Origin of the sequence: Streptomyces sp. NBC_01352, assembly GCF_036237295.1 — a bacterium.
GTDB classification, from domain to species: Bacteria; Actinomycetota; Actinomycetes; order Streptomycetales; family Streptomycetaceae; genus Streptomyces; species Streptomyces plumbiresistens.
In genome coordinates, this window is sequence record NZ_CP108354.1 from 8420489 (window position 1) to 8446726 (window position 26238).

Annotated in this window: 28 protein-coding genes; 15 read left to right on the forward strand and 13 right to left on the reverse strand. The window is 70.5% G+C overall.

Features of this window, described 5'->3' with window-relative positions:
- Positions 1-39 precede the first annotated feature (39 nt).
- Both OG252_RS38715 and OG252_RS38720 read right to left on the reverse strand, forming a co-directional pair.
- Positions 40-1434 (reverse strand): metallopeptidase TldD-related protein, encoded by a 1395-nt coding sequence (locus OG252_RS38715; protein WP_266441949.1) that lies wholly within the window; start codon positions 1432-1434, stop codon positions 40-42.
- A 364-nt stretch (positions 1435-1798) separates the two neighbouring features.
- Positions 1799-3322, reverse strand: a complete 1524-nt coding sequence (locus OG252_RS38720; RefSeq protein WP_266441954.1) for a TldD/PmbA family protein — start codon at positions 3320-3322, stop codon at positions 1799-1801.
- A 240-nt stretch (positions 3323-3562) separates the two neighbouring features.
- Here OG252_RS38720 and fabG point away from each other — a divergent pair, with 240 nt between their 5' ends.
- The 3 genes from fabG (at position 3563) to OG252_RS38735 (ending at position 5585) form a co-directional block, all read left to right on the forward strand.
- Positions 3563-4282: a 3-oxoacyl-[acyl-carrier-protein] reductase gene (gene fabG, locus OG252_RS38725; RefSeq protein ID WP_266441958.1), complete on the forward strand. Its 720-nt coding sequence runs from the start codon at positions 3563-3565 to the stop codon at positions 4280-4282.
- Positions 4283-4287: 5 nt separating this feature from the next.
- Complete coding sequence (gene fabI / locus OG252_RS38730) at positions 4288-5055, forward strand: enoyl-ACP reductase FabI (RefSeq protein WP_266441966.1); 768 nt, start codon at positions 4288-4290, stop codon at positions 5053-5055.
- 179 nt (positions 5056-5234) lie between these two features.
- Positions 5235-5585: a hypothetical protein gene (locus tag OG252_RS38735; RefSeq protein WP_266441968.1), complete on the forward strand. Its 351-nt coding sequence runs from the start codon at positions 5235-5237 to the stop codon at positions 5583-5585.
- Here OG252_RS38735 and OG252_RS38740 read toward each other — a convergent pair.
- Positions 5563-6255 (reverse strand): FadR/GntR family transcriptional regulator, encoded by a 693-nt coding sequence (locus OG252_RS38740; RefSeq protein ID WP_266441970.1) that lies wholly within the window; start codon positions 6253-6255, stop codon positions 5563-5565. The two genes, OG252_RS38735 and OG252_RS38740, sit on opposite strands and share 23 nt — an antisense overlap.
- Positions 6256-6325: 70 nt before the next feature.
- On the opposite strand from OG252_RS38740, the gene OG252_RS38745 reads away from it, so the two are divergent.
- From OG252_RS38745 to OG252_RS38760, 4 genes are all read left to right on the forward strand, one after another.
- Positions 6326-7630, forward strand: coding sequence for a CynX/NimT family MFS transporter (locus tag OG252_RS38745; protein ID WP_329342061.1), 1305 nt, complete (start codon positions 6326-6328; stop codon positions 7628-7630).
- Positions 7631-7700: 70 nt separating this feature from the next.
- The gene (locus OG252_RS38750; RefSeq protein WP_086023195.1) at positions 7701-7817 is read left to right on the forward strand and encodes an SGM_5486 family transporter-associated protein; all 117 of its coding nucleotides are present in this window, start codon (positions 7701-7703) and stop codon (positions 7815-7817) included.
- A gap of 195 nt (positions 7818-8012) precedes the next feature.
- Entirely contained in the window at positions 8013-8219 is a 207-nt protein-coding gene (locus OG252_RS38755; protein ID WP_266441978.1) for a hypothetical protein, read from the forward strand.
- 65 nt (positions 8220-8284) lie between these two features.
- Positions 8285-8803, forward strand: coding sequence for a SixA phosphatase family protein (locus OG252_RS38760; RefSeq protein WP_266441980.1), 519 nt, complete (start codon positions 8285-8287; stop codon positions 8801-8803).
- Positions 8804-8875: 72 nt separating this feature from the next.
- Here the strand turns inward: OG252_RS38760 and serB are convergent, their stop codons facing one another.
- On the reverse strand, positions 8876-10090 hold the full coding sequence (gene serB, locus OG252_RS38765) for a phosphoserine phosphatase SerB (RefSeq protein WP_266441982.1): 1215 nt from the start codon (positions 10088-10090) through the stop codon (positions 8876-8878).
- A gap of 144 nt (positions 10091-10234) precedes the next feature.
- Positions 10235-12160 (reverse strand): streptophobe family protein, encoded by a 1926-nt coding sequence (locus OG252_RS38770; RefSeq protein WP_443068450.1) that lies wholly within the window; start codon positions 12158-12160, stop codon positions 10235-10237.
- A 240-nt stretch (positions 12161-12400) separates the two neighbouring features.
- Between OG252_RS38770 and OG252_RS38775 the strand changes: the two genes are divergently transcribed.
- Positions 12401-14917: an ABC transporter ATP-binding protein/permease gene (locus OG252_RS38775; protein WP_329342066.1), complete on the forward strand. Its 2517-nt coding sequence runs from the start codon at positions 12401-12403 to the stop codon at positions 14915-14917.
- A gap of 94 nt (positions 14918-15011) precedes the next feature.
- Here OG252_RS38775 and OG252_RS38780 read toward each other — a convergent pair whose 3' ends face one another.
- The 3 genes from OG252_RS38780 to OG252_RS38790 all read right to left on the reverse strand — a co-directional run bounded on the left by OG252_RS38780 (position 15012) and on the right by OG252_RS38790 (position 17858).
- The gene (locus OG252_RS38780; protein ID WP_329342068.1) at positions 15012-15782 is read right to left on the reverse strand and encodes a transglycosylase SLT domain-containing protein; all 771 of its coding nucleotides are present in this window, start codon (positions 15780-15782) and stop codon (positions 15012-15014) included.
- A gap of 298 nt (positions 15783-16080) precedes the next feature.
- Entirely contained in the window at positions 16081-17166 is a 1086-nt protein-coding gene (locus OG252_RS38785; protein WP_329342070.1) for an S-adenosylmethionine:tRNA ribosyltransferase-isomerase, read from the reverse strand.
- Positions 17163-17858, reverse strand: a complete 696-nt coding sequence (locus tag OG252_RS38790) for an SDR family NAD(P)-dependent oxidoreductase (RefSeq protein WP_329342072.1) — start codon at positions 17856-17858, stop codon at positions 17163-17165. The genes OG252_RS38785 and OG252_RS38790 overlap by 4 nt, the downstream gene beginning before the upstream one ends.
- A 185-nt stretch (positions 17859-18043) precedes the next feature.
- On the opposite strand from OG252_RS38790, the gene OG252_RS38795 reads away from it, so the two are divergent.
- From OG252_RS38795 to OG252_RS38810, 4 genes are all read left to right on the forward strand, one after another.
- Positions 18044-19222, forward strand: coding sequence for a GAF domain-containing sensor histidine kinase (locus OG252_RS38795; protein ID WP_329342074.1), 1179 nt, complete (start codon positions 18044-18046; stop codon positions 19220-19222).
- Entirely contained in the window at positions 19215-19856 is a 642-nt protein-coding gene (locus tag OG252_RS38800) for a response regulator (protein ID WP_266441999.1), read from the forward strand. The genes OG252_RS38795 and OG252_RS38800 overlap by 8 nt, the downstream gene beginning before the upstream one ends.
- Before the next feature lie 157 nt (positions 19857-20013).
- The gene (gene chpE, locus OG252_RS38805; RefSeq protein WP_266442001.1) at positions 20014-20259 is read left to right on the forward strand and encodes a chaplin ChpE; all 246 of its coding nucleotides are present in this window, start codon (positions 20014-20016) and stop codon (positions 20257-20259) included.
- A gap of 189 nt (positions 20260-20448) precedes the next feature.
- Entirely contained in the window at positions 20449-20688 is a 240-nt protein-coding gene (locus OG252_RS38810) for a chaplin family protein (RefSeq protein ID WP_329342078.1), read from the forward strand.
- Positions 20689-20786: 98 nt separating this feature from the next.
- Here the strand turns inward: OG252_RS38810 and OG252_RS38815 are convergent, their stop codons facing one another.
- Complete coding sequence (locus tag OG252_RS38815; RefSeq protein ID WP_329342080.1) at positions 20787-21575, reverse strand: hypothetical protein; 789 nt, start codon at positions 21573-21575, stop codon at positions 20787-20789.
- 151 nt (positions 21576-21726) lie between these two features.
- Here OG252_RS38815 and OG252_RS38820 point away from each other — a divergent pair, with 151 nt between their 5' ends.
- Together OG252_RS38820 and OG252_RS38825 are read left to right on the forward strand one after the other, a co-directional pair.
- Positions 21727-22524, forward strand: a complete 798-nt coding sequence (locus OG252_RS38820; RefSeq protein ID WP_053755163.1) for an ABC transporter ATP-binding protein — start codon at positions 21727-21729, stop codon at positions 22522-22524.
- Between the two features lie 84 nt (positions 22525-22608).
- Entirely contained in the window at positions 22609-23040 is a 432-nt protein-coding gene (locus OG252_RS38825) for an NfeD family protein (RefSeq protein ID WP_266442011.1), read from the forward strand.
- Between the two features lie 62 nt (positions 23041-23102).
- Here OG252_RS38825 and OG252_RS38830 read toward each other — a convergent pair whose 3' ends face one another.
- Positions 23103-23231, reverse strand: a complete 129-nt coding sequence (locus OG252_RS38830) for a hypothetical protein (protein WP_329345443.1) — start codon at positions 23229-23231, stop codon at positions 23103-23105.
- Here OG252_RS38830 and OG252_RS38835 point away from each other — a divergent pair.
- Positions 23182-24141 (forward strand): SPFH domain-containing protein, encoded by a 960-nt coding sequence (locus tag OG252_RS38835; protein ID WP_266442014.1) that lies wholly within the window; start codon positions 23182-23184, stop codon positions 24139-24141. The two genes, OG252_RS38830 and OG252_RS38835, sit on opposite strands and share 50 nt — an antisense overlap.
- Before the next feature lie 69 nt (positions 24142-24210).
- On the opposite strand, the gene OG252_RS38840 is transcribed toward OG252_RS38835, so the two are convergent.
- The 3 genes from OG252_RS38840 to OG252_RS38850 form a co-directional block, all read right to left on the reverse strand.
- On the reverse strand, positions 24211-24717 hold the full coding sequence (locus tag OG252_RS38840; protein WP_266442016.1) for an HNH endonuclease: 507 nt from the start codon (positions 24715-24717) through the stop codon (positions 24211-24213).
- A gap of 146 nt (positions 24718-24863) precedes the next feature.
- Complete coding sequence (locus tag OG252_RS38845; protein ID WP_329342086.1) at positions 24864-25403, reverse strand: YbhB/YbcL family Raf kinase inhibitor-like protein; 540 nt, start codon at positions 25401-25403, stop codon at positions 24864-24866.
- 43 nt (positions 25404-25446) lie between these two features.
- Positions 25447-26229 carry a sporulation protein gene (locus tag OG252_RS38850; RefSeq protein WP_266442020.1) on the reverse strand — a complete coding sequence of 261 codons (783 nt, stop codon included), beginning with the start codon at positions 26227-26229 and terminating at the stop codon, positions 25447-25449.
- Between the last annotated feature and the right edge of the window lie 9 nt (positions 26230-26238).

Here is a 26238-nt window from a genome sequence, read left to right on the forward strand (position 1 = left end):
CTCGTATCTCCTTGGGTTCGCTCGTAATCAGGTACGAGGTTATACGCCCTGACTGACAGAGCTCATATTGAAGTCCGGCACCCTCAGGGCCGGCATCGCAGCCCTAGTGAACCAGTCGCTCCATTCCCTCGGCAGCGTCTTTTCGGTGCGCCCGGCCTCGGCGGCCCGGCCCAGCAGGTCGACCGGTGACTCGTTGAACCGGAAGTTGTTGACCTCGCCGCTCACCTCGCCGTTCTCGACGAGATAGACGCCGTCCCGGGTCAGACCGGTGAGCAGCAGCGTGGCCGGGTCGACCTCGCGGATGTACCAGAGGCAGGTCAGCAGCAGACCGCGTTCGGTGTTCGCGACCATCTCCTCCAGGGAGCGGTCCTCGCCCCCGTCCAGGATCAGGTTGTCGATGCCCGGCGCCACCGGCAGCCCGGTCAGCCCGGCGCTGTGCCGGCTGGTCAGCAGATTGCTCAGCTCGCCCTCGCGCACCCAGTCGGTGGCGGTCAGCGGCAGCCCGTTGTCGAACACCGACTGGTCGCCGCCGGAGGAGTGCGCGAGCACGAAGGGGGCCGACTCCAGGCCCGGCGCGTTCGGGTCGCTGCGCAGGGTCAGCGGCAGGTCGGTGAGCTTGTCGCCCACGCGGGTGCCGCCGCCCGGCTTGGAGAACACCGTGCGGCCCTCCGCCGCGTCCCGGCCCGACGCCGACCACATCTGGTAGATCAGCAGGTCCGCGACGGCGGTCGGCGGCAGCAGCGTCTCGTACCGCCCGGCGGGCAGCGCGATCCGCCGCTGGGCCCACCCGAGGCGTACGGCCAGCTCGGCGTCCAGCGCCGCCGGGTCGACGTCCTTGAAGTCCCGGGTGGAGCGGCCCGCCCACGCCGAGCGGGTACGGTCCGGCGACTTGGCGTTCAGCTCCAGCGTCCCGTTGGGCTGGTCGTGCCGCAGCCGCAGTCCCGTCGACGTACCGAGGTAGCTGGAGACCAGCTCGTGGTTGGCGAAGCCGTACAACTCGCGTCCGCCGGCACGCGCGCGTGCGAACGCCTCACCGAGCGCCGGCGCGAAGTCGGCGAACACGGCGGAGGAGGTCTCGGCGGGCGCGTCCGTGAAGTCGGGCGACTCGGGCACGCCGGTGACCAGCGGCCGGGCGTCCTCGGCGGGCTGGGCACCGCGCGCGGCGGCCTCGGCGGCCCGCACCAGGGGCTCCAGCTCGTCCGGTGTCACGGCCGACCGCGAGACGACACCGGAGGCCGTGCCCTCCTTGCCGTCGACGGTCGCGATCACGGTGAGCGTACGGCCGCGGGTCACACCGTTCGTGGTGAGCGCGTTGCCCGCCCAGCGCAGGTTGGCGGTCGACTGCTCGTCGGCGATGACCACGCAGCCGTCGGCCCGGGACAGCCCGAGGGCCCGCTCGACGATCTCGTGCGGCTTGTTCGTACGAGGACTCATCGACCGGCCTCCTGCGTGGTGTTCAGACTGTGCTGTCCCGGGGGCTGTGACATCAGCGACTGCCGCCGCGGGCCCCCGGACCCCCGGCCGATTCCTGACCTGACGCTCATCGACCGGCCTCCTGGGTCGTGTTGAGACTGTGCTGTCCCGGGGGACGACCCCCGGACCCCCGGCCGATTCCGGACCTGACGCTCATCGACCGGCCTCCTGGGTCGTGTTGAGACTGTGCTGTCCCGGGGGACGACCCCCGGACCCCCGGCCGATTCCGGACCTGACGCTCATCGACCGGCCTCCTGGGTCGTGTTGAGACTGTGCTGTCCCGGGGGACGACCCCCGGACCCCCGGCCGATTCCGGACCTGACGCTCATCGACCGGCCTCCTGGGTCGTGTTGAGGATATTGACGCCCTTGAAGAGGGCCGACGGGCAGCCGTGCGAGACCGCCGCGACCTGGCCCGGCTGGGCCTTGCCGCAGTTGAAGGCACCGCCCAGGACGTAGGTCTGCGGGCCGCCCACCGCGGCCATCGAGCCCCAGAAGTCGGTGGTGGTCGCCTGGTAGGCGACGTCCCGCAGCTGTCCGGTGATCCGCCCGTTCTCGATCTTGAAGAACCGCTGCCCGGTGAACTGGAAGTTGTAGCGCTGCATGTCGATCGACCAGGAGCGGTCGCCGACGACGTAGATCCCGCGGTCCACGCTCCCGATGAGGTCCTCGGTCGACATCCCGGCCGGGTCCGGCTGCAGGGACACGTTGGCCATGCGCTGCACGGGCACGTGCCCGGGGGAGTCGGCGAAGGCGCACCCGTTGGATCGCTCGAAGCCGGTCAGCCGGGCGATCCGCCGGTCCAGCTGGTACCCGACCAGGGTGCCGCTGCGCACCAGGTCCCAGGACTGTCCCGCGACGCCCTCGTCGTCGTACCCGACGGTCGCCAGGCCGTGCTCGGCGGTGCGGTCACCGGTGACGTTCATCAGCTCGGAGCCGTACCTGAGCTTGCCCAGCTGGTCGAAGGTGGCGAAGGAGGTGCCGGCGTAGGCGGCCTCGTAGCCGAGCGCCCGGTCCAGCTCGGTGGCGTGCCCGATGGACTCGTGGATGGTCAGCCACAGGTTGGAGGGATCGACGACGAGGTCGTAGACGCCCGACTCGACGCTGGGCGCCCGCATCTTCTCGGCGAGCAGCTCCGGGATCCGCGCCAGCTCCGCGTCCCAGTCCCAGCCGGTGCCGGTGAGGTACTCCCAGCCGCGCCCGACGGGCGGCGCGATGGTCCGCATGGAGTCGAACTCGCCGCTCGACTCGTCGACGGACACGGCGGTCAGCTGCGGGTGCAGCCGAACCCGCTGCTGCGTCGTCACGGTCCCGGCCGTATCGGCGTAGAACTTGTTCTCATGGACGGTGAGCAGCGAGGCGTCCACGTGATTGACGCCGTCCGCCGCCAGCAGCCGCGCGCTCCACTCGGCCAGCAGCGCCGACTTCTCCTCGTCGGGCACGGAGAACGGATCGATCTCGTACGACGAGATCCACTCCTTCTCGGTGTGCACGGGCTCGTCCGCGAGCTCGACCCGCTCGTCCGACCCGGCCGCCTTGATCACCTGGGCGGACAGTTTCGCCATCTGCACCGCCTGGGAGGCGACCTTGGCGGCGGCGTCCAGTGTCAGATCCACCCCCGAGGCGAACCCCCACGTCCCACCGTGCACGACCCGCACCGCGTACCCGAGATCAGTGGTGTCCGAGGTCCCGGAGGGCTTCGCGTCCCGCAGCCGCCAGGACGCACTGCGCACCCGCTCGAACCGGAAGTCCGCGTGCTCCGCGCCCAGCGCACGCGCGCGTGCCAGGGCGGCGTCGGCCAAAGGGCGTAGCGGAAGCGCCGTGAAGGCTTCGTCGATCGTATGAGGCACGGAGGTCTCCCTGGTGTCGTGGCCTGTCGGCTCCGATCATGTCGCGCGGGCGGGGCCGCCGACCATACGTTTCCGACGGAGTTCCGCAGCTTTCTGTAGGGACCCGACAGTCGGTGCCGTAAGCCACTGTCGGTGCCCGATTGTCCGCGGGCGGTCCGGGACCGATAGGTTTTCGAGGAAGCCGCCTGTCATCCAGGTGTTCGGGCGGGTGTGTCAGACCGCTATCGAAAGGGTGATCCGTTGAGCCGCTCGGTTCTCGTCACCGGAGGCAACCGAGGCATCGGCCTCGCCATCGCCCGCGCATTCGCCGAGGCCGGCGACAAGGTTGCCATCACGTACCGCTCGGGCGAGCCGCCGGCCGCCCTCACGGAACTGGGCTGCCTGGCCGTCAAGTGCGACATCACCGACACCGAGCAGGTGGAGCAGGCCTACAAGGAGATCGAGGCCGAGCACGGCCCGGTCGAGGTGCTGATCGCCAACGCCGGCATCACCAAGGACCAGCTCCTGATGCGCATGTCCGAGGAGGACTTCACCTCGGTCATCGACACCAACCTCACGGGCACCTTCCGGGTCGTCAAGCGCGCCAACCGCGGCATGCTGCGCGCCAAGAAGGGCCGCGTCGTGCTGATCTCGTCGGTCGTCGGGCTGTACGGCGGCCCCGGGCAGGCGAACTACGCCGCCTCCAAGGCCGCGCTGGTCGGCTTCGCGCGCTCGCTCGCCCGTGAGCTGGGTTCGCGCAACATCACGTTCAACGTGGTGGCGCCCGGCTTCGTGGACACCGACATGACCAAGGTGCTCACCGACGAGCAGCGCGAGGGCATCGTGAAGCAGGTGCCGCTCGGGCGGTACGCGCAGCCCGAGGAGATCGCCGCGACGGTGCGGTTCCTCGCCTCGGACGACGCCTCGTACATCACTGGAGCCGTCATCCCCGTTGACGGCGGACTGGGAATGGGTCACTGAACACCATGAGCGGAATTCTCGAGGGCAAGCGCGTCCTGATCACCGGTGTGCTGATGGAGTCCTCCATCGCCTTCCACACCGCGAAGCTGGCCCAGGAGCAGGGCGCGGAGATCATCCTGACCGCGTTCCCGCGGCCCACGCTGACCGAGCGCATCGCCAGGAAGCTTCCCAAGCCCACCAAGGTCCTGGAGCTCGACGTCACGAACGAGGAGCACCTGGGCCGCCTGGCCGACCTCGTCGGCGAGGAGCTCGGCGGCCTCGACGGCGTCGTCCACTCCATCGGCTTCGCGCCCCAGGACGCGATGGGCGGCAACTTCCTCAACACCCCGTTCGAGTCCGTGGCCACCGCCATGCACGTCTCGGCGTACTCCCTGAAGTCGCTGACGATGGCCTGCCTGCCGCTGATGCAGAACGGCGGCTCGGTCGTCGGCCTGACCTTCGACGCACAGTTCGCCTGGCCGCAGTACGACTGGATGGGCCCGGCCAAGGCCGCCCTGGAGGCCACCAGCCGCTACATGGCACGCGACCTGGGCAAGCAGAACATCCGCTGCAACCTCGTCTCCGCCGGCCCGATCGCCTCGATGGCCGCCAAGTCCATCCCGGGCTTCAGCGACCTGGCCTCCGTGTGGGACACCCGCTCGCCCCTGGAGTGGGACCTCAAGGACCCGGAGCCGGCCGGCAAGGGCGTCGTCGCGCTGCTGAGCGACTGGTTCCCGAAGACCACCGGCGAGATCGTCCACGTGGACGGCGGTCTGCACGCCATCGGTGCGTGACGCTGCCGCTGTGGCTCCATTGAAGTGAAGGGTGTGGGCCCGCGTTCCTTCCGGACGCGGGCCCACACCCTTCACTCGTTCGGCCTATCCGGTCGGGCGGCCCGGGGCCACAACTGCGCACTCTGGAGTACGCGTTCACCACACGCTCCCCTCCCCAGCACGGCCGAGGAGGTCCCCTTGTGCGCCTGTCCCGCAGCCTGGCCTCAGCGACCGTAGCCGTCTGTCTCGTGCTGTCCCTGCCGTACGACGCGAAGCCGTACGCGCGCGTGGAGGTGCGGCAGACCGCCGCACCGGAGCCGTTCGGGGCGGAGTGCCGCAGCAGCGTCACCGGCTCCCATGTGATCGCGTACTGCCACAACCCGTATCCGCGGCCCGACCGGGTCAGCCTGCACATCGAGTGCGTCCGCTGGTGGGACGTCGACAGCGACGGCACCCCGGTCGAGGCCGGGCCCGCGCAGACCGTGCGCCTGGCCGGCCGCTGCTGGAAAGAGGTCCGCTCGGTGTGGGTCAGCCACCGGAAGGGGCGTTGAACCGCCCCGGACGGCACAGGAACGGATAGCTGGCGGCCTCCTGGGCGGCCGCCGCCGCATCACCCGTGCGGATCGCGTCGACGAGCCGCGCGTGGTCCATGTGCGTCTCCGGAGTCAGCTCCTCGCCGACGTCCTCGCGCAGCCAGTCCCGCAGCACCTCGCCCAGGTCGGCGTACATCGCGGTCATCACGTCGTTGTGCGAGGCGGCCACCACCGCCAGGTGGAAGGTCGCGTCCGCCGTCACGAACGCCTCGGTGTCGCCCGACTCCCACGCCTCCTCGCGTCGCACCAGGAGCGCGTCCAGCTGCTTGAGGTCCTTCTCCGTGCGCCGCTCGGCGGCCAGCCTGGCGGCGGCCGACTCCAGCGTGGAACGCAGCTCGGCGATGTGCCGGGGGTCCGCGTCGGCGAAACGGCGGTGCATCACGCCGGCCAGCTCGCTCGTCGCCACGACGTACGTGCCGGAGCCCTGCCGGATGTCCAGCAGGCCGTTGTGCGCGAGCGCGCGGACGGCCTCGCGGACGGTGTTGCGGGCGACGCCGAGCTGCTCGACCAACTCGGGCTCCGTCGGGATCCGGGCGCCGACCGGCCACTCGCCCGAGGTGATCTGGTTGCGCAGAGCGGTGATGACCTGCTCGGACAGTGCCGACCGGCGGGGATGGCTCAGGGGCATGGCACACCTTCGCACGGGCGGGGCCGGAACGGGCGACCCGGGGATGGACAACCAATCATCCCATGATTCTATGATGGGCCTCATGGCACGCGAGGAAACCCGGACGAGGAAGTCCACGACCGTACGCGGTCCGGCCGCGACCGACGCCCCGGCAGGCGATGCGCCCACAGGGGCCGCCACGCGCGCGTGGGCGACGCGTCTGGTCGTCGTCGGCATCGTGCTGTCCGCCGTCAACCTCCGCCCCGCCATCACCAGCCTCGGCGCCCTCCTCGAAGAGGTCCGCGACGGCCTCGGCATGAGCGGCAGCGTGGCCGGGCTGCTCACCTCCGTGCCCCCGCTCTGCTTCGCCGTCTTCGGCGTCATGGCCCCCAGGCTCGCCCGCCGCTTCGGGCCGGGCGCGGTGGTGTGCGCGGGCATGGTCGCCATCACCGCGGGCCTGCTGATACGGCCGTACGCGGGCGGTACGGCGGGCTTCCTGGCGGGCAGCGCGCTCGCCCTCATGGGGATCGCGGTCAGCAACGTCCTGATGCCGGTCATCGTCAAGCGCTGGTTCCCCGACCGGGTCGGTTCCATGACCGGCCTCTACTCGATGGCCCTCGCCCTCGGCACCGCTGCCGCCGCGGCGGTGACCGTGCCGGTGACGCGGACGCTGGGCGGGAACTGGCAGTCCGGGCTCGCCGTGTGGTCGGTCCTGGCGGCGGCCGCCGTGCTCCCGTGGATCCCGCTCGTACGGGACCGGGGGACCGCGTCGGCCGAGCGGGCCTCCGCGCGCGGGGAGCCGTCGCCCCCGCTGCGGATCACCCGGAGCCGTACCGCCTGGGCGCTCGCCGTCTTCTTCGGGCTCCAGGCCACTGCCGCGTACATCACCATGGGCTGGATGGCGCAGATCTTCCGGGACGCGGGCGTGTCCGCGGGCACCGCGGGGCTGCTGCTCGCGGTCACGATGGTGATGGGCGTGCCGCTCGCCTTCGTCATCCCGCGCGTCGCCACCCGGCTGCCGCACCAGGGCCCGATCGTGATCGCCCTCGGCGTCTGCGGCCTGGCCGGCTACGCGGGCCTGTACTTCGCGCCGGCCGGCGGCGCCTGGGCCTGGGCCGTCCTGCTCGGCGTCTCCAACTGCGCCTTCCCGCTGGCCCTCACCATGGTCGGGATGCGGGCCAGGACCGGCGCGGGCGTCGCCCAGCTGTCGGCCTTCGCGCAGAGCACCGGCTACCTCATCTCCATCCCGGGACCGCTCCTGGTCGGCGTGCTCTACCAGCACAGCGGCGGCTGGGGGCTGCCGATCGCCCTCATGACCGGCCTGATGCTCCCGCAGATGGCGGTGGGCGTCCTGGCGGGGCGCAACCGTACGGTGGAGGACGAGGCGGCGCGCTGATCCGGTGGGCGGGCCCCCGGGGCCTCACCCCGGGGGAGTGCTGGTGACCGACGGGTGCGAGACTTGCCGTATGCCAGTGCTCGATCCGAATCCCCAGAACGGCCAGAAGAAGATGCTCCTGGTCTTCGGCTCGTTCTTCGCCATCTTCGTGATCATCGCCATCATCGCGACGATCGCCTCGCCGTGATCGTGTCCTCGTGATCGTGTCCCGCGTGACCGTCCGGCGGGCCCGATGGTGGGGCTAACCCCCCTGTCCCCTAGGGGGCGAGTGTCAGGGTCAACTGGGTGGATCACCGGATGGGTTGAAGGCCAAAGATTCCGTAGCTTCGAGTTGTGACCGCGAGAGGCGGACACGGACGACTCGAAGACGGCGGAGGCACCCATGTCGGCTCCTACGCACACCCGGCCCCACCCCGCGCCCCGCGGCGGCGTCGACAGCCGGCTGCCCTGGTGGGCCCTCGCGCTGCCGACGCTCGCGTTCATCGTGCTCCTGGTGCTGATCCTGAACCCGACGAACGCGCACGCGGCGTCCGGCGACCCCGCCGTCCCTCACCTCGTCGAGCGAGTACAGCAGCTGATAGCGCGCTGAACACGGCCGGAGCCGCCGGTCAACTACCCGCGCCCCATGGCCTGTTTCATGCGAAGCTGGATCCCATGAGCGTCGCAGAACCCCGCAAGATCGTCCTCTTCCGGCATGCGAAAGCCGACTGGCCACAGGTGACCGACCACGAGCGGCCGCTCGCTGAGCGGGGCCGCATGGACGCCGCAGTCGCCGGACGCAAGCTGGCCGACACCGGCCTCGCCTTCGACCTGGCCCTGTGCTCCACCGCGACCCGGACCCGCGAGACCTGGAAGCTCGCCGTCCACGAACTCCCGCACCGGCCGAAAACGGTCTACGAGGAGCGGATCTACGAGGCCTCGCCCGGCGAGCTGATCGCCCTGCTCAACGAGACCCCCGACGACGCACGGGATGTCCTGCTCATCGGCCACAACCCGGGCATCCAGGGCCTCGCCGACATCCTGGCCGGCGCGGCCGAGGGCGACGCCCGAGAGCGGATGAGCGGCCGCGGCTTCCCGGCCGCCGCCTTCGCCGTCCTGTCCTTCGACGGCTCCTGGAAGTCCCTGGAGCCGGGCGTGGCCACGCTGGTCGACTACTGGGCGCCGTCCGACTGAACCGTTCTCGCGCCGAAGGGCCCGGCACCGCACGGTTCCGGGCCCTTCGGAGCCCTGCTTGCGCAGACGGGCTCAGATCTCCTCGTGCATGTCCGCGGCCTCGACCTCTTCGCGGGTGACGCCCAGCAGGTACAGGACCGTGTCGAGGAACGGCACGTTCACCGCGGTGTGCGCGGCCTCCCGCACCATCGGCTTGGCGTTGAAGGCCACCCCCAGGCCGGCCGCGTTGAGCATGTCCAGGTCATTGGCGCCGTCGCCGATCGCCACCGTCTGCGCCAGCGGTACGCCCGCCTCCGCGGCGAACCGGCGCAGCAGCCGCGCCTTGCCCGCCCGGTCCACGATCTCTCCGGTGACCTTGCCGGTCAGCTTCCCGTCGACGATCTCCAGCGTGTTGGCCTGCGCGAAGTCGAGCCCGAGCCGCTCCCGCAGATCGTCCGTGACCTGCGTGAACCCGCCCGAGACGACGCCCACTTGGTAGCCGAGGCGCTTCAGCGTACGGATCAGCGTGCGCGCGCCCGGCGTCAGCCGGACCTCGCTGCGCACCTTGTCCACCACCGAGGCGTCCAGCCCCTCGAGGAGCGCCACGCGCGCGTGCAGAGACTGCTCGAAGTCCAGCTCGCCGCGCATCGCGGCCGCCGTCACCTCGGCGACCTCGTCCTCGCAGCCGGCGTGCGCGGCGAAGAGCTCGATCACCTCGTCCTGGATCAGCGTCGAGTCCACGTCCATGACGATCAGGCGCTGGGCACGGCGGTGCAGTCCGGCCGCGACGACCGCGACATCGACGCCGAGCGCCGCCGCGTCGGTCACCAGGGCGGTGCGCAGCGGCGAGGTCTCCACGCCGGACACCGCGAACTCGACCGCGGTCACCGGGTACTTGGCGAGCCGGAAGATGCGGTCGATGTTGCCGCCGACCTTGGTGATCTTCGCGGCGACCGCCGCCGTCGCCTCCGCGGTGAGCGGATGCCCGAGCACGGTGACCAGGGAGCGCCCCAGCCCGCGCGGACGGTTGTCGCCGAGGCCCGAGATGATCTCGGCCTGCATCTTGATCGACTCCGCCCAGCTGTGGACGGTCGCCCGCAGATCCCCCTCCAGCCCGCTGGGCGGCGCGGTCACGAGCGCGCACAGCACCATCCGGCCACGGGTGACGACCTGCTCGATGTCGACCACGTCGACGGAGTAGGCGGCGAGGGTGTCGAAGAGTCCGGCCGTGATGCCCGGCTTGTCCTTCCCGAAGATCTTGACGAGAAGGGTGGGGACGTCAGAGGTCGAGGTCTGCGAAGCGCTCATGGTGTTCCCACCGTATCCGGCACGCAGTGCCTTCCGCGCCCGAGGTCCGCCTGACGGACACGGAACACTGGGTGTCGGGCCGGTGGCGCCGACCTTACGCGCCGACCACGTCTTCGCTGCACACGGCCCTGCGACCGCGTGGGGTCACCGGCGCCCCTTCGGCCTCCCAGGAGGCGGGGGAGGCGGTGGTGGGGGAGGCGGTGGCGGCGGTGGCCGCTCGCCCGAACCGGACGACGGCCGCTCCCCGGGCGGCTTCCGGGGCGACCGAGGCGGCGGCCCGATCGGCCGGGCCACCGTGGGCGCGCCGTACACGTCGTCGCCGGGCGAGCGCGGACCGTCCGGCCGGCGCGGCTCGTCGGGCGGCCGCGCGTCCTCCGGTTCCCGTAATGCGTCCGGCATGCGCAGATACGGATTGGTCGCCGGGTTCGGCGGCCGGTACGACGAGCTGGGGACGTACGGCCCGGACTCGCGCCCGGACCCGCCCGCGTAGGGATCCCGTGGCTGTTCCTCGCGAGGACCACGGGTCTCACCTGCGGACGGCCCCGTCGGCTGCCCCGCGTACGAGGCACGCCCAGCACCCGCGACCGTCGCAGAAGGCCCGGCATCCCCGGCCACGTCCCGCCACCGCCCGTCACCCAGTGCCAGCGGCGCCGCCTGTCGCCCCGCCGCCCCGGTCGCCCGGGCGAGCAGCGCACCGGCAGCTCCCGCGCCGGCACCCCACAGGGCACCGAGGAGCAACGCCATGCCGAGATTCCCGCTCAGGTTGATTCCCGCGCCGAACGCGTCGAAGCCGAGCACGGACAGCGAAGCGTCCACGGACACGCCCGTCAGCCAGGCGAGCAACGGCAGGGTCAGCGCCGTGGCGATGCCCAGCCGCAGCGCACACCGCCCGGCGAAACCGAGGGCACCCTGATCCCGTACACCTGGATCCCGTACGACCGCGGAACCGCCGCCACCCCCGGCGGTCACCGGCGTCCGCACCGCCGTCAGCACCCCGGCCAGCAGCATCATCAGCGCCGCCGCGACCCCCAGCAGCCACACCCGCCCGTCGAGGTCCGCCAGCCGCCCCAGGGACACGGACTGGTCGGACCCGGAGTTCAGCAGCTCGTCCATCGGAGCCGGCAGGAAATTCGTCAGCACCCCCGTCGCCCGGCCGTCGAACGGCACGAACAGGCCGATCGGGATGCCCAGCCACACCCCGTTCGGCGCCCCCAGCAGCGCCGCCCCCGCGATCCGCTTGGGATGGTCGTCGCCGATCGCCGCGTACCCCGCGGCCGCGAACCCGGCCGCCACCGCCACCAGCAGTACCGTGACCAGGGCGGACGCGGCCGGCCGTACGACTCGGTGCACGCTCTCCCAGCCGCGCGGCAGGGGAGTACGACGGGACGCCAGCAGGGCGATCAGCAGGATCCCGGCCGACCAGCCGAGCCCGCCGAGCAGGGTCGGCGCGGTGTCTACGGTGAAGCCGACCGCCGCCTGCGCGTCGACGAGGTCGCCGATCTGGTCGGGCAGTAGCCCTCCGATGTCCCCTACGTCGCCCACCCCGGGGATCTCGATGCCGCCCCCGCCTCCGCCCGGCAGGTCGTCGAGTCCCAGTGCGCTTCCGTCGATCGTGATGACATCGTGTCCCGCCCAGGCCAGCCCTCCCAGCATCGCCACGAACAGCGCGACCACCGCGCCCGCGCGAGCGAGGAGTTCGGCGGGCGCGATCACAACTCCCGCTCCACGCAAGGACCTTAGGAAGAACCACGACAGCAGCAGCGCTCCGACCAGGCTCACGCCCAGTGGCGTGATCTCGATGGCGGTCGCTGCCTCCGCGCCCGTCAGGCCGAACGCGGACACGTCGCCGGACGGTGTGACGGAACCACCCGCCCCAAGAGCCACCACCGCCGCGGTCATGGGCCCGAGCGAGCCCGCCGTATCGGCTTCGAGCAGGTGCAGCCCGAGCGCCGCCGTGCCCGCCATCCCGATCAATGCCCAGCTCACAGCGGCGATCGCGGACAGCAGGATGTCTCCCCAGGGCAGCCTCGTGCCCGGCTTCGTGGTCTCGACGCTCATGGACGCACTCATGGCAGACCCCCCGATCCGCGGCGCGGCCGAGTCGCCGCGCATGTCCCCCTCGCGTGGATTACCACTCTCCGGTCCGGTTTCAACCCCGTCAACGGAAACGGCCGAAGCGGGCGTGTGTCGTCTTCACAAGGCCCGACTTTCGGTCAGGGGGCCGAGCCTGAAATAGTTCCCGACGATGTTCGACATCCCTAGACTCCCTGTGTTGGGGGTAACTCGGGGGACTACTCAGTGGGGCATGGAGTGCCGGAACTCGTACTGGAATTGAATGGACGGACCTGGACGCTCGACCCGTCCAGGCCATACACACTCGGCCGTGATCCGCAGGGGGACGTGGTGCTCGACGATGCCAGGGTCTCCTGGCGTCACGCCACGATCAGCTGGAGCGGCCGCAGTTGGGTCATCGAAGACCACGGCAGCACCAACGGCACGTTCGTGCAGGGGCAGCGGATCCATCAGCTGGAGATCGGCCCGGGCTCGGCCGTGCACCTGGGCAACGCGACCGACGGTCCGCTGCTCAGCCTCTCCGGATCCGCGGCCGCCGTGGCGTCGCCGCAGGCCCAGCCCCAGCAGCAGCCGTACGCGGCGCAGGGCGCGAATCCCGGCTGGGCGGCGGCACCACAGGCACCGCAGCAGCAGGCCCCGCAGGCCGGCTGGCAGCAGCCGCAGCAGGCCGCGCCGCAGATCCCTCAGCAGCAGGGCCCCGGTGGTGGCGCGGGGGCGCCGCCGGTCTACGGCGACCGCAGCCCGACCACGTTCCACCAGTTCTCGCTCGGCCGCGTCATGCGCATCGGCCGCGCCCTGGAGAACGACCTGGTGGTCTCCGACCTCCAGGTCTCCCGCAACCACGCGGAGTTCCACGCCACGCCCGACGGCCGCTACGAGATCCGCGACCTGGGCTCGCACAACGGCACGTACGTCAACGGCCAGCCCATCACCAAGGGCGGCACGCAACTGCTGGGCCCGAACGACATCGTCGGCGTCGGCCACTCCACGTTCCGCCTGGTCGGCGACCGCCTCGAGGAGTTCGTCGACACCGGTGAGGTCTCCTTCTCGGCCCGCCACCTGACCGTCACGGTCGACGGCGGCAAGCAGATCCTGAAGGACGTCTCCTTCGGCGTCCCGGAGAAGTCGCTGATCGCGGTCATCGGCCCGTCCGGCTCCGGCAAGTCGACCCTGCTCAAGGCGCTGACGGGCTACCGGCCCGCCAACCAGGGCGACATCCTCTACGACAACCGGAACCTGTACAAGCAGTTCGCCGAGCTGCGCCAGCGCATCGGTCTGGTCCCGCAGGACGACATCCTGCACAAGGAACTGACCGTCAAGAAGGCCCTCAAGTACGCGGCCAAGCTGCGCTTCCCCGCGGACACCAGCACGCAGGAGCGCGACCAGCGCATAGACGAGGTGCTGCGCGAGCTCAAGCTGGACATCCACAAGGAGAAGAAGGTCACCTCCCTCTCCGGCGGCCAGCGCAAGCGCGTCTCCGTGGCCCTGGAGCTGCTCACCAAGCCGTCGCTGATCTTCCTGGACGAGCCGACCTCCGGCCTCGACCCGGGCATGGACCGTGACGTCATGCAGCTGCTGCGCGGCCTCGCCGACGACGGCCGTACGGTCCTCGTCGTCACGCACTCCGTGGCCGAACTGGCGATCTGCGACAAGCTCCTGGTGATGGCGCCGGGCGGCGCGGTCGCCTACTTCGGCCCGCCCGAGGAAGCCCTGAACTTCTTCGGCTACGACACCTGGGCCGACGTCTTCTCCGCCTTCGAGAACTACCGCGACTACGACTGGGCGGGCCGTTGGAGGGGCTCGCAGCACTACCAGATGTACGCCGCGGACATCGACGCCGTCGCCCCACAGTCCGTACAGATGCCGCCGATGCAGGCGATGAAGCCGCCGAAGCCGCAGGGCTGGATGTCCCAGTTCGTCACCCTCGTGCGCCGCTACACGTCGGTGATCGCCTCCGACAAGGGCTTCCTGGCACTGATGGTGATCCTGCCGGCCGTCCTGGGCGCGGTGAGCCTGCTCATCGACTCGGGCAACAGCCTGCTGCCCAACCCGGCCAACCCGAAGACCGGCCGGATCATCCCGAACGGCACGGCCACCACGGTCCTGCTCATCCTCGCGGTCGGCGCCTGCTTCGCGGGCGCCGCGAACTCCGTGCGTGAGCTGATCAAGGAACGGGTCATCTACGAGCGGGAGCGCGCCACCGGCCTGTCCCGGTCGGCGTACCTGATGTCCAAGGTGTTCGTGCTCGGCGTGATCACCGTGTTCCAGGGCCTGCTGGTCGGCGTCATCGGGTTCGCCAGCCGGGAGATCCCCGAGCAGGGCCTGATCCTCGGCAGCTCCACCATGATCGAGCTCTCCATCCCGATCATGGCGCTGGGCTTCGCCTCGATGATGTTCGGCCTGGTCATCTCGTCGCTGGTGAAGACGGCCGAGAAGACCATGCCGCTGCTGGTCATGTTCGCGATCATCCAGGTCGTGTTCACCGGCTGCCTGTTCACCCTGAACGGCGCCGTCGGCGTCAACGAGTTCTCGTACCTGATGCCGTCCCGCTGGGCGGTCGCCGCCGCGGGCGCCACGCTGGACTTCAACAAGATCAGCCCGCCCAAGGAGGGCGGTGACATCGACCCGCTGTGGGAGCACACGGTCGGCGCCTGGGGCATGGACATGGCCGCTCTGATCATCCTCGGAGTGATCTGCGGCTTCTTCGTGGCCCGCTTCCTGCGCCGCCACGAGCCCGAGGTCATGCGCAAGTGATCACTGCCGTACGAGCGATCACTTTCGTACGACGGTGAAGGGCGGCACCCCGACCGGGGTGCCGCCCTTCGGCGTTCGAGAGGTCCGCGCGGCCTCAGTACGCGCCGTTGACGTTGTCCATCGAGCCGTACTTGTCGGCCGCGTAGTTGGCGGCGGCGGTGATGTTGGCGACCGGGTCGTAGATGTTCCAGGACGTGCCCGGGACGTGGTACGCCTCGAAGGTCGGCGGGATGACCTGCAGCAGCCCCTTCGACGGGATGCCGTTGATGGCGTTGATGTCCCAGTTGTTGATCGCGTTCGGGTTGCCCGAGGACTCCCGGAGGATGTTGCGGTGCAGGCCGTTGTACGAGCCCGGGATGCCCTTGGACTTCATGATGTCCAGGGACTCCCTGATCCAGCCGTCGAGGTTGTTGGGGTACGTCTTGGCGGCGGCGGCCTTGACCGCGGCGCGCTTGGCGGACCGGCTGGCGGCCTCCTTCGCCTTGCGGGCCTGCTCGGCCTTCTTCGCGGCTGCGGCTGCGGCGGCCTTCTTCTTCGCGGCGGCCTCGGCGGCCTTCTTCTTGGCTGCGGCGTCGGCCTTCGCCTTGGCTGCGGCTTCCGCCGCGGCCTTCTCCTTCGCCGCAGCGGGCTTGCTCTGCAGGCTGCCGCCGGCGAGCTGCTCGGTGACACCCGACTGCAGGCCGTTGAGCTGCTCGGAGCTGTAGGCCACACGCGCCGGGGCGGCAGCCGCCTCGTCGGTGGTCGTCTGCCCGCCGGGAACCGTCGTGAACACGATGGCGGCAGCGCCGAGCGCGGCGGTACCGGCGATCGCGATGCGGTGCGTACGGGTCAGGGCACGACTTCGAGACTTGATGTTCAGGGGCATGCGAATGGACCTCTTCGAATAGCGCGGAGGTCGCTCAGCGTCCGGTGTCGGACCGGCGTGCTTCCGGCACAAACGCCGCGGGAGGAACCCACGGCGCTGAGCGACGGGTGCCATTCTTAGCGGCCGCAAAATGCCCAGGCAAAGGTGTGACGTACGAAGCCGGGTAGTGGATCAGGGAAGGGCAAAACGGGACAGACCAGAACGTCTGCCCCGTTCACGCCGGAGGCCTTTGTCTCCTATTTCACCTAGTACGTGATCTGCGCCCTATGTGCGGGCTCACATCGGCGACGCAGCGGTCTCACCAACAGTTGCTGACGCAATGCTCTGCGTGAGGCCTCTCCTCCGGCAGGACGAGGTGCACGTCCCCGAACTCGTGCCACAGGTACCGCCCCCGCAGCGCCTCCTCATAACCGCGGTCGACCGCCGCCCGCCCCGCGACCGCCTCCAGCATCAGCAGATGCGACGCCTCGGGCTCGTGCAGCCCCGTCAGCAGTCCGTCCACCACCCGCACCCCGCGCTCCGGAGTCACCACGAGACCGGTCCACCCCGCACGCGCGCGTACGACCCCGCCGGGCCCGGCGGCCGACTCCACGGCCCGCACGGCGGTCGTCCCCACGGCCACGACCCTGCCGTCCCCCGCCTTCACCGCGTTGATCAGCCGCGCCGAGGCCTCGGGCACCGCGAACCGTTCCGGGTACGGCGGCTCGTGCGCCTCCGCCGAAGCCACCCCGGTGTGCAGCGTGACCGGAGCGAACTGCACCCCCCGGCTCACCAGCTCCGCCACCAGCCGCGCGGTGAAGGGCCGCGCCGCACTCGGCATCTCCGCGCTGCCCGCACCGTCGGGCGACGGCAGCGCGAACACCGTCTGGTACACGGACAGCGGCTGGTCCCGCTCCGTATAGGAGTAACGAATGGGCCGCCCGCGCTCCCGCAGCAGAGAGAGGATCTCCGCCCCCGCCACCCGCGCCCACCACAACCGCTCGCTGTGCGCGCTCAGCGGCTCCTCCAGGACGAGCCGCCCATCCCCGGGCAGCCGCACCTCGGTACCAGCCGGCCCTCCCGCACGCGCGCGCGTGGTCCCTTTCTCGTCGGGCTCCCGCAGCTCGACCGCCCACCGTCCGTCGTCCCCGCGGGTGGAGAAGTGCACCACCACGCGCGCGTGCCCGATCCGCCCGTCGACAGCGGCGGCCAGCGTGGGTGAGGTGTTCACGACGAGCAGGTCCCCGGCCCGCAGCAGCCGGGGCAGCTCCACGAACGCGTGGTGCGACACCTCGGTGCCCCGCGACACGAGCAGCCGTACGGCATCCCGGTCGAGCCCCGGCCCCCGCTGCTCTGTCGGCACCCGTGCCGACAGCTCCTCCGGCACATGTACCGCCAGCGTCATCGCTCCTCCAGCAGAGCGGGGGCCCCGTAGCGCCCGCTCACGGGGCGCTCGTCCAGCAGCCGCAGGAACGCCGGCACCACACCGGCCGGCTCCGGCCGCGGATCCCTGTCCTCCGGTACGGCGGCCGCGTACAGGTCCGTCGCCATGTCGCCGGGGTCGACCGCCCAGACCCGCAGTCCGGGTTCCTCCTCGCTCAGCACCGCCGCCAGATGGTCCAGGGCCGCCTTGGACGCCCCGTAGCCGCCCCACGTCTCGTACGCCTCGGCGGCCGCGTCCGAGCTGACCGCGATCACCGTTCCCGCCTCGGAGGCCCGCAACAGCGGCAGCGCCTCCTGGACGAGCCCCAGCGCGGCGACCACGTTGACCTCCAGTGCCCGCCGCAGCCCCTCAAGGGGCAGCTTCTCCAGCCGTACCAGCGGCTCGGCGCCCAGCGCGCTCGCGTTGTTCACCAGCAGGTCGACCCCGCCGAACTTCCACGCGGCCGCCACCAGCTCGCTCCGGTGCCCGGCGTCCGTGACGTCCCCGGGCAGGGCGGTCACCCGCGTCCCGTGCCTGGAGACGGCCTGCGCCGCCTCCGTGAGGGCCCCGGCGCCTCTGGCGTCGAGCACCAGATCCCAGCCCCGGGCGGCCAGAGCGTCGGCCAGCGCCCGCCCCAGTCCCTTCGAGGCCCCCGTGATGATCGCTACCGGCATGACACACGTCCCCTCGTCCTCGACGCCTTCTGATCGGCGTGCCCCCAACGTAGGAACCGGGCCGCGGTCGCCGCCTCGGACGCGGGCCGCAAGCCGCGAGGCCCTTCGCCCTAGGTCTCCCGGCCTAGGAAGCGGCCACCACAGGTCGGATACGGACTGTCACACCCCGCCGGTACCGTGAGGACATGAGTCAAGGCCCCCGGTCCGGCCTCGCCGCGGTGAGCTCCGCGCTGCTGGCCATGAGCAGGCACCTCGAGGTGCGCGACGTCCTCAAGACGATCGTCGCCTCGGCCCGCGAGCTGCTCGACGCGCAGTACGCCGCCCTGGGAGTGCCCGACGACCACGGCGGCTTCGCCCAGTTCGTGGTCGACGGCGTCAGCGACGCCCAGTGGAAGGCCATCGGGCCCCTCCCGCGCCAGCACGGCATCCTCGCCGCGATGCTGCGCGAGGCCAAGCCCGAGCGCCTCGCCGACGTGCGCAAGGACCCCCGCTTCGAGGGCTGGCCGTCCGCCCACCCCGACATGTCCGACTTCCTGGGCCTGCCGATCCGCGACGGCGACGAGGTCATCGGCGCGCTGTTCCTCGCCAACAAGCTGGGCCCTGTGGGGGGAAACCCCCCACACCCCCCGCGCCCGAAGCCACAAGGCAGTTGTGGCTTCACCGAGGAGGACGAGGAACTCCTGTCGATCCTCGCCCAGCACGCCGCGATCGCCCTCACCAACGCCCGCTTGTACGAACGCAGCCGCGAGCTCACGATCGCCGAGGAGCGCTCCCGGCTCGCCCACGAACTGCACGACGCGGTCAGCCAGAAACTGTTCTCACTGCGCCTGACCGCCCAGGCGGCCGCCGCCCTGGTCGACCGGGACCCGTCCCGCGCCAAGGGCGAGCTGCAACAGGTGGCCGTACTCGCCGCGGAGGCCGCCGACGAACTGCGCGCGGCGGTCGTCGAGCTGCGCCCCGCGGCACTGGACGAGGACGGTCTGGTCGCGACCCTGCGCACCCACATCCAGGTCCTGGACCGCGCCCACGCCGCGCGCGTGACCTTCGTCGGCCGCGGTGTGCGCGCCCTGCCCGCCGCCCAGGAGGAGGCCGTGCTGCGCGTCGCCCAGGAGGCCCTGCACAATGCCCTGCGGCACTCCGGCGCCGAGCACGTCGACGTGACCTTGGACCGGCGCGGTGGCGGAGCCGTCCTGCGGGTGACGGACGACGGCGGCGGCTTCGACCCGCAGGGGATACGCCGTGCGGGACGCCACCTGGGCCTGGTCTCCATGCGGGACCGGGCGAGTGGGGTCGGCGGCGCGCTGACCGTGGAATCGGCGCCCGGCAAGGGCACGACGATCGAGCTGGAGGTCCCTGGTGGCTGACGCAATCAAGGTGCTGCTCGTCGACGACCACCAGGTGGTCCGCCGGGGCCTGCGCACGTTCCTCGAAGTGCAGGACGACATCGAGGTCGTGGGCGAGGCGGCCGACGGCGCCGAAGGCGTCGCCCGCGCCGAGGAGCTGAAACCCGACGTCGTCCTCATGGACGTCAAGATGCCGGGCATGGACGGCGTCGACGCGCTGCGCAAGCTCCGCGAACTGAACAACCCCGCGCGCGTGCTGATCGTCACCAGCTTCACCGAACAGCGCACGGTCGTCCCGGCCCTGCGCGCGGGCGCCGCGGGGTACGTCTACAAGGACGTCGACCCCGAAGCCCTGGCCGGCGCGATCCGCTCCGTCCACGCGGGACACATCCTGCTCCAACCCGAGGTCGCGGGCGCGCTGTTGTCCCAGGACGAGAACAACTCCGGCCAGGGAAGAGGCGGTTCGCTCACCGAGCGGGAGCGCGAGGTACTCGGGCTGATAGCGGACGGCCGCTCCAACCGGGAGATCGCCCGCGCACTGGTGCTCTCCGAGAAAACCGTCAAGACGCACGTCTCCAACATCCTGATGAAGCTCGACCTGGCGGACCGCACACAGGCCGCCCTGTGGGCCGTACGCCATGGTGCGGCCGGCTGAATTACTGTTCGGATGGCAATGCGGAGCGTTCCGCTCCGGACTGAGATTCATACCGTCGTGGGAATGTCCCCCGGATGGCGCATCCTTTGCGGATCTCCGCCGTTCTCCAGTGCGTGCTGCGGCGACTGCCGCGGCAATCGCTAGGGAGGGCTCAGAAGTGAAGAACCTGAAGAAGGCAGCGGCCGTGACGATGGTGGCCGGCGGACTGATCGCCGCCGGTGCCGGTATGGCCTCCGCCACCGACGGTGCGATCGCCGACGGCAAGGCCGTGGGCTCGCCGGGCGTCGCCTCGGGCAACCTCGTTCAGGCTCCGGTGCACGTCCCGGTGAACGCGGTCGGCAACAGCGTGAACGTCATCGGTGTGCTGAACCCCGCCTTCGGCAACCTGGGCGTCAACCACTGACGCCAGTGGCCGAGCAGGTCATGACTTCGGCCTCCCGGGGGTTCCCCCGGGAGGCCGGTCAGCTTTTCGTGCGAATGATCCGAACGGGCCGTTGCCTTGAAATCCCGTGCCGTCCCGGAGCTCTCCGGCGTTGATCAGCGCACGACCCGCGGCCGGGTCGGACACGCAAACGCAGGAGGAACGCTGCTCATGAACATCGCCAAGAAGGCTGCCGTGGCCCTGACCGTCGCAGGTATCGCCGCCGGCGCCTCCGCCGGAGCCGCTGTCGCCGACGCGGGGGGCGACGCCGTGGCCGTGGCGTCGCCTGGCGTCGGTTCGGGCAACGTCGTCCAGGTCCCGGTGCACGTCCCGGTGAACGTGGTCGGCAACACCGCCAACCTGATCGCTCTGCTGAACCCGGCGTTCGGCAACGAGGGCGTGAACGACTGACGTCGCCCACCGACGAGAAGCCCCGCGAGTCGACGACGACGCGCGGGGCTTTCGTACGTCGCCATCCAGCCCGCGCCGGTCACCAGCGCGGCCGACGCTCAGCGAACGCCCCGCTCCCGCTCCTCCACATACGCGTTGTACGCCGCCACGGTCGCCCGCCGAGCCGTCCGCTCCACCGGCCGCAGCGCAACCCCCCGCGCCGCCATCTCGGACGCGCTCACCGCACCCCCGGGACCGTTCTCGTACGCCAGATCAACCAGCAACCCCACCCGCTGCGCCAGCTCCAGCACCCGCACCGCCCGCGGCGGATACCCCGGCGCCAACACCTCCCGGCCCCGCTCGGCCCGCGCCCGATACGCACTGATCGCAGCTTCGGCCACCGGCCCCGATCCGGCCACATCCAGCCGCGTCAGCACCTCGGTCGCATCCCGCAGCGCCTCCGCCAGCTCCCGCTCGGCCTCCCCGAGCGACGGCACATCGGCGGGCGGCGCCTCCCGCACGGCCAGGCAGTGCCACACGACCTCGACATGGACATCGCCGTCGGGACCGGCCGCGTACACCTCCGGCACCAACCCGAGCGCGGCGCCGTAACAGATCACCGCCTCCTCGGCCTCCAACGCCCGCGCGTTGAAATCCGGCGGTCCGCTCAGCCCCAGCGGATGCCCGGGCGCGGGCAGCGCGACCCGTAGCCCCATCACGCCGAGCGACCGCAGCCGCCCCAGCGCCAGCGTGAGACCGACGGGCGCCGACTCACCCGGCAGCCCCTCCACCCGGTGCACCGCGTCCTCGCCGACAATGGCGAGTACGGAGTCGTCCGGTGAGACAAGTCCGGCCAACAGGGCATTTCCCCAAGCGGCAAGGCGTCCTGATCGTGGTTCCGAAAGCATGCCTCCACCCTAAGGACCGGACCGATGGAATGGAGCGGACGACCGGTGGCGTAGATTTCTTCGAGGGCTGCGCCCACCGGCGCGGCGGACCGCGCCACAGGCGAACGCGACAGCCGAGACCGGCCACACTGCAAGGGGAGACAACGCGCTCATGAGCGATGTTCTGGAGCTTCAGGACGTATCCGTGGTCCGCGAGGGCCGGGCTCTGGTGGACCAGGTCTCCTGGTCGGTGAAGGAGGGCGAGCGCTGGGTCATCCTCGGCCCGAACGGCGCCGGCAAGACCACCCTCCTGAACGTCGCGTCCAGCTACCTCTACCCCAGCAAGGGCACCGCCACGATCCTCGGCGAGACCCTGGGCACGCCCGGCACCGACGTCTTCGAGCTTCGCCCGCGCATCGGCATGGCCGGCATCGCCATGGCCGACAAGCTGCCCAAGCGCCAGACCGTCCTGCAGACCGTGCTGACCGCCGCGTACGGCATGACCGCCGGCTGGCAGGAGGAGTACGAGGAGATCGACGAGCAGCGCGCCCGCGCCTTCCTCGACCGCCTCGGCATGAGCGACTACCTGGAGCGCAAGTTCGGCACGCTCTCCGAAGGCGAGCGCAAGCGCACCCTCATCGCCCGCGCCCTGATGACCGACCCCGAGCTGCTGCTCCTCGACGAGCCCGCCGCCGGCCTCGACCTCGGCGGCCGCGAGGACCTCGTACGCCGTCTCGGCCGTCTCGCGCGCGACCCGATCGCCCCCTCGATGCTCATGGTCACCCACCATGTCGAGGAGATCGCCCCCGGCTTCACCCACGTCCTCATGATCCGCCAGGGCAAGGTCCTCGCCGCCGGACCGCTGGAGCTCGAACTCACCTCCCGCAACCTCTCGCTCTGCTTCGGCCTCCCGCTCGTCGTCGAACAGGTCGGCGAGCGCTGGACCGCTCAGGGCCTCCCGATGGCCTGATCCTGCGAACTCCCCGGGTAATAAGGGTGTTCCGACGCTCCGGCGCCCTGTCGGTGGCAGGTGTCCCGGACCTACCATGACCATGTGAACGACATCGATGCATGGGTGTGGTGGCTCGTCGGCGCGGTAGCGCTCGGAATCCCGCTCGTGGTGACCGCGATGCCGGAACTCGGCATGCTCGCCGTGGGCGCCACCGCCGCGGCGGTCACGGCCGGAGTCGGCGGGGGTATCACCGTCCAAGTACTCGTCTTCGCCGCCGTATCGGTCGCCCTGATCGCGGTCGTACGGCCCATCGCCGCCCGGCACCGCTCACAGCGACCCCAATACGCCACCGGCGTGGACGCGTTGAAGGGGAGACAGGCCGTAGTGCTGGAGCGCGTCGACGGCTCCGGCGGCCGCATCAAGCTCGCCGGGGAGGTCTGGTCCGCCCGCTCCCTCGCCACCGACCGCGCCTACGAAGTGGGCGAGGAAGTGGACGTCGTGGAGATCGAGGGCGCAACGGCGATCGTCATGTGACCTCGCAGGACGCAGGCATGACGTAACTGAACCGAACGCCCCACGAGGCACACGACGGTCTGTCACACTCGACCAGCAAGATCTTCAACAGGCATAAGATCTTCCGAAAGCGCCGAGGCAGAGAAGGGCACGGGGAGCACGATGGAACCGGTCATCATCGTCTTGATCATCTTGGTGGTGTTGGTCTTCATCGCCCTCATCAAGACGATCCAGGTCATCCCGCAGGCGAGCGCCGCCATCGTGGAGCGCTTCGGCCGCTACACGCGGACGCTCAACGCGGGCCTCAACATCGTCGTCCCGTTCATCGACACCATCCGCAACCGCATCGACCTGCGTGAACAGGTCGTGCCGTTCCCGCCACAGCCGGTGATCACCCAGGACAACCTGGTCGTCAACATCGACACCGTCATCTACTACCAGGTGACCGACGCCCGGGCCGCGACCTACGAAGTCGCCAGCTACATCCAGGCGATCGAGCAGCTCACCGTCACCACGCTCCGCAACATCATCGGCGGCATGGACCTGGAGCGGACCCTGACCTCCCGCGAGGAGATCAACGCGGCCCTGCGCGGGGTCCTCGACGAGGCCACCGGTAAGTGGGGCATCCGCGTCAACCGCGTGGAACTGAAGGCCATCGAGCCCCCGACCTCCATCCAGGACTCGATGGAGAAGCAGATGCGCGCCGACCGCGACAAGCGCGCCGCGATCCTCACCGCCGAAGGTACGCGCCAGGCCGCCATCCTCACCGCCGAAGGCGAGAAGCAGTCCCAGATCCTGCGCGCCGAAGGTGAGGCCAAGGCCGCCGCCCTGCGCGCCGAGGGCGAAGCCCAGGCCGTCCGTACGGTCTTCGAGGCGATCCACGCCGGCGACGCGGACCAGAAGCTCCTCTCCTACCAGTACCTCCAGATGCTCCCGAAGATCGCCGAGGGCGACGCCAACAAGCTCTGGATCGTCCCCAGCGAAATCGGCGACGCCCTCAAGGGCCTGTCAGGGGCCATGGGCAACTTCGGCCCCTTCGGCGGCGATTCGGGCGGCGGAGGCAACTCCGGCAACGGCGGCGGCTCGGGTACGGAGCGCCGCGAGAAGCCGTCGATCGACTGACAACTGTCGTACGAGACCGGGGCCCACCTCCCGACGGAGGTGGGCCCCAGCTCTACGACAGGGTGCGGCCTAGGCCGCCGGCTGAGCCAGCCACTCCGGCAGTGCCCCGAAGTCCTCGTTGCCCAGCGACAACAGCATCGCGTCCGCCGGACTCGGCTCGAACGGCAGCCGCAACAGCGGCATGCCCGCCTCGTCCGGAGTCCGGTTCGCCTTGCGGTGGTTGTCCTGCGCGCACGAGGCCACCGTGTTCAGCCAGGTGTCCTGACCGCCCTGCGACCGCGGCACCACGTGGTCCACGGTCGTCGCCCGCCTGCCGCAGTACGCGCACCTGTGCCGGTCCCGTACCAGGACACCCCGCCTCGACCACGGTGCTTGTCTTCGGAAGGGCACCCGTACGTACCTGCACAGCCTGATCACCCGGGGCGCCGGTATGTCGACCGCGGCTCCCCGCATACGCAGTTCGGGGTGGGACTGCTCCACGACGGCCTTGTCCTGAAGCACCAGAACGACGGCTCGGTTCAACGTCACCGTCGACAGCGGCTCGAAGCTCGCGTTCAGTACCAGCGTGTCCCGCATGACCAGCCCACCTCCCGTATGCACCCGCCCACCCCTCGGCGGACTGGGATCAACTCTGGCCGGGCACGCCGAGATGGACAACGAAATAAAAAGTGCCCGCCCCTGATCACTTCCAAGACCAGGGGCGGGCAAACGTTCCATGAACGTCAGGCTTCGGCGGGCACCTCGTACTCACCGATCAGCTGCGCACGCGCGATCGTGTGGAACCGCAGATTGAAGCCCACGAAGGCGGGAGTGGCATCCGCGTCCGGACCCAGCTTCTCCTGGTCCACGGCATACACGGTGAACACGTACCGGTGCGGCCCGTCCCCGGGCGGCGGCGCGGCACCACCGAAGTCCTTCGACCCGTAGTCGTTGCGCACCTGCACGGCGCCCTCCGGCAGCCCTTCGAACTTGCCGCTGCCCGCGCCCGCCGGCAACTCGGTGACCGAGGCCGGGAGGTCGAACACCACCCAGTGCCAGAAGCCGCTGCCCGTAGGGGCATCGGGGTCGTAGCAGGTCACGGCGAAGCTCTTGGTCTCAGGCGGAAAGCCCTCCCACCGCAGCTGCGGCGAGGAGTTGCCGGCCGCGTAGACCTGAGCGTCCTTGAGTGTCGCACCCTCCTCGACGTCCTCGCTCGTCACCGTGAACGACGGGACGGGCGGATGGAAGTCATGGGGGAGCGGCCGCCGCTTGAGCTCGGTCACCTCGGTACCTCCTGAATCGGATCTGGAGCCAGAGGTTCCGAGCCTAGAACCAGTTGCGCTTGCTGCCGACCTCGGACAGCCACTGGTTGAGGTACGCGACCCAGTCCGTTCCCTGGTAGTCGTTCAGACCCACCTGGAACGAGCGGAACGTGTCGCTGCTCTCGCTGAAGAGGCCGGGCTTCTTGTCCATCTCCAGGACGACGTCCATCGCGTTCTGGTCGGCGACGAAGCTCAACTCGACCTGGTTCAGACCACGGTACTGCTGCGGCGGCAGGAACTCGATCTCCTGGTAGAACGGCAGCTTCTGCCGCGTACCCCGGATGAGACCGCGCTCCATGTCCGCGTTCTTGAAGCGGAAGCCCAGCTGGATGAAGGCGTCCAGGATCGCCTTCTGCGCCGGCAGCGGGTGCACGTTGACCGGGTCCAGGTCACCGGAGTCCACCGCACGCGCGATCTCCAGCTCCGTGGTCACCCCGATGTGCATCGAGGGCAGGGCACGCCCGTCGATCATCGTGATCGGCGTCTCCCACGGGATCTCCAGCCCGAAGGGAACGACGTGCACGGCCTGCGCCTTCAGCTCGAAGGCACCTCCGAGCCGCTGCTTCGTGAACTCGATGTCCTGCTTGTACTCCTGGTCGCCGCTCTCGACCTCGACCTTGGCCTGCAGCCCGACCGACAGTGCCTCGATCTGCTGGTCGACCGACCCGCCCTGGATCCGCACCTCGCCCTGGACGACACCACCCGGCACGACGTTGACCTCGGTCAGCACCGTCTCCACCGAAGCCCCGCCGGCCCCCAGGCTCGCGAGCAGCTTCTTGAACGCCATGTCTCTCCC